Here is a 3232-nt window from a genome sequence, read left to right as displayed (position 1 = left end):
CCGCACGCGCGGACGCCCCCGCCCCCGGCGGCTGCCGGGAGCGGGGGCGTCGCGAGCGGGGGCGGTCAGCCCCGGTGGCCGCCGTGGCCGCCGTGGTGCCAGCCGCCGCGGCCGTGGTCGCGGCCGGAGTCCTGGTCGGCGACGAAGGACGCCACCCACGCCAGCGGCGCGTTCCAGTTGATGGTGATCTCGTTGGTCGACCACGAGCCGATGTCGTCGACGTAGCAGAACTGCGCGGCGCAGCCCTCCCCGAACAGCGGCGCGGTGACGGGGTCGCCGCTGGTGCCGGTCGGCGAGTACGGCCCGCCGGCCACCGTGCCCGCGGGCGGGTTCGGCAGCGACGGGTCGAGCTGGTGCGCGTACATCCGCGAGTGCTGGTTCTGCGAGTACGCGTCGCCGTAGCCCGTGACGTACGAGTTGTTCAGCGCGTTGCGGCCCAGCAGGTAGTCCATGCTGCGGACCACCCCGTCGCGGTAGGCGTCCTCGCCGCTGATGTCGAACGCGGTGCCCAGCACCTGCAGGTTGCTGAGGATCTGCGCGTTGGAGCCCCAGGCGTACTGCCCGTCCTCGGGGGCGTAGGCCTGCCCGAAGGGCTGGCCGGCCTGCTCGGCCAGGCGGCGGTCGGCGGCGGCGACCACCGAGCGCTGCACCGAGCGCAGCTCGGCCTTGCCCAGGCGGCTGGGCACGGTGGCCAGGTCCAGGCGGCCCAGGGCGCCCACGTGGCCCCAGTCGAACCCGCTGGCGGGGAACACGTCGGCGGTGTGCACGGGGGAGCTCAGGACGTCCTGGCGGAAGCTCGCCTCACCGGTGGTGAGGAACAGCTCCGCGGCCGCCCAGTAGAACTCGTCGGACACGTCGTCGTCGTCGTAGGGACCGCTGCCGGGGTTGGGGTCCAGCTCGGCGTCCGGTGCCGGGGCGTACAGGTCCGGCGTGGCCTGCGCCGCGGCGTACGCGGTGCGGGCCGCGGCCAGCAGGCGCCGGGAGAACGCCGCGTCGTGCTTGGCGAACAGGCGGGCGCCCTGCGCCGCGGTGGCGGCGACGTTGAGCGTGGCGGCCGTGGAGGGCCGGTACAGCGCGCGCGGCTGCGGGTCGGTGGCCGGGTCCTGCGGCAGGCCGGTCCAGTCCACGTCGGCGACCTTGTGGAAGACCATGCCGGCGTACTGCCGGCCCGGCTGCACCTGCATCTTCAGGAACCACTCCAGCTCCCAGCGCGCCTCGTCGAGGACGTCCGGGACGCCGTTGCCCGACTCGGGGATGCTCAGGGTGCCGTCGGCCAGCGCCCGGCGGTCCGCGGTGGGGGCGGTGAGGCTGCGCTCGTACTGCTGCAGCAGCTGACCCACGGAGATGCCGCCGTTGACGACGTACTTGCCGTGGTCGCCGGCGTCGTACCAGCCGCCGGTGACGTCGGTGGTGTAGTCGCAGGTCCACGGCTCGTCGCCCTGCTTCACCAGGATCGCCTGCGAGTCGTCGTCGAGCGCCTGGCACGGCACCGCGGTGTCGCCGAGGTTGGGCGCCACGCCGACGTGGCCGGCGGCGCGGCCGTAGCCGGGGGCCAGCTCGTCGGAGATCGGGGTGCCGCTGCGGTTGGTGTAGAAGAACGTCATCGAGTCGTCGCGCAGGCGCTCGTAGGCGGCCTCGCCGATGTCGAACGGGTAGCTGGTCTCCCCGTCGGCGACCAGCGTGTACCCGGTGCCGGCCCGGCCGTAGCGGGTGAAGTCGACGGTGTGCACGTTCAGGCCCGCGCTGGGGTCCACGCCGCGCGGGGTGGTGCTGCCCTTGGCGACGACGCGGCCGCGGGCGTCCTTGAGCTGCCAGGGCAGCGCGGTGGTGGAGTCCGTCACCAGCGTGGCGCCCTTGGGGCCCTCGGGCAGGTACGCCTCCTGGTTGACGCGCACGCGCGGGCCGGTCTCGGGCACGTACGGCGGGCGCTCCACGCCGCTGTCGAGCACGACGTCGTCCACGCACAGGGTGTAGGCGACCGGGTTGAGGACGTCCTGCTGGAAGGACAGCTGAGCGTTCGGGTAGTCGCGGTCGGCGGTGAAGTAGTGCACCTGCTCGCCGAACTCGCTCTCGAAGGCGGGCTTCACCGCGGGCAGGAACTGCTGGTAGTTCACGTCCTCGCCGCCCTGCACGACGACGCGGACCGGGCCGGTGGTGGCCGGGGTGCTGCGGGCCCTGAACGTCAGCCGGTAGTCCTCGCCCTCGACGAGCGAGACCTCCTGCGCGATGGTCGCGCCGTAGGGGGCGGTGGAGGCGGGCACGCTGATGCACCCGGCGCCGTCCTGCACGGAGGGGGCCGGGTAGGCGGTCCAGCCGGTGGTGCCGTCGGCGAAGGTGCCGTTGGTGATCTGGTCGGCGGCCCAGGCCGCCGACGGGCTGAGCAGGAGGCCTGCGGGGACGATCAGTGCGGTGGCCGCGGTGAGCGCGCGGGCGCGGCCCTTCCGCCGGGGGTGCGAAGGCACGGGACGGTCTCCTCTACGTTGAGAGCGCTCTCAGAGCGCGCGCACAGCCTCACCCGAGCCGGGCGCCCTGTCAACGCCGGGCGCGCCGCGCCCGGCCGACCCGTCCCGCACCCGGCACGGCCCTGCCGGGTGCGGGACGGGTGCGGGACGGGTCGGGCGGGCACGCGCCGCCTCAGCCGAAGTCGACGGCGGTGCCGCTCACCGGGCTCCACGTGATCGTGCCGCCGGAGAAGACCTGCCGGGCGCCGTCGCCGTGCCGCTCCTCCTCCCCGCGCGGGAAGCCCAGCGGGGACGCCTCGGCGCCCAGCGAGCGGTACAGCTCGCGGATCGCGCCCTTGACCACCACCGTCGAGGGCTTGGCGAAGTAGATCGAGCCGCCCTGGAAGTGCTGCCAGCGCGGGGCGTACCCCTCCTCGCCGAACTGCTCGGACACCGGGTACCCCAGCTCGCCGGTCTCCCAGCCCTGCCGCGCCCAGCGGTCCATGAGCAGCCCGTCGCGCACCAGGTGCGCCCCGGTGGCCGGGGTCCAGTACAGGGTGCCGCCGGTGAAGACCTGCCCGTACCCGCCGCGCACCAGCGGGCCGAACTCCTCCCCGCGCGGCACGCCGGTGCTGCCCACGCCCCCGCGGGCGTGGAACGCCTCGGCCAGCGCGCCGCGCACCGCGTGCGCCCCGGTCGGCGCCGACCACAGGATCGCGCCGCGCTCGAACCCGGTGCTGAACCCCGTGGTGAGCTGGTCCACGCCCGACCCCGCGCCCGTCCCCCCGGTC

Annotated in this window: 2 protein-coding genes; both read right to left on the bottom strand. The window is 74.9% G+C overall.

Annotated features, from left to right (window positions below; all coding sequences use genetic code 11):
* Positions 1-65: 65 nt before the first annotated feature.
* Positions 66-2462: a glycoside hydrolase family 9 protein gene (locus GTR00_RS17585; protein WP_166612875.1), complete on the bottom strand. Its 2397-nt coding sequence runs from the start codon at positions 2460-2462 to the stop codon at positions 66-68.
* A 172-nt stretch (positions 2463-2634) separates the two neighbouring features.
* A partial coding sequence (locus tag GTR00_RS17580) for an LGFP repeat-containing protein (protein WP_240900532.1) occupies positions 2635-3232 on the bottom strand: 598 nt, incomplete at its 5' end.

It is taken from the genome of Kineococcus indalonis, from assembly GCF_009906395.1.
GTDB classification, from domain to species: Bacteria; Actinomycetota; Actinomycetes; order Actinomycetales; family Kineococcaceae; genus Kineococcus; species Kineococcus indalonis.
Note: the sequence above shows the minus strand (reverse complement) of the source record. Positions and strands in the feature narration are given on the sequence as shown.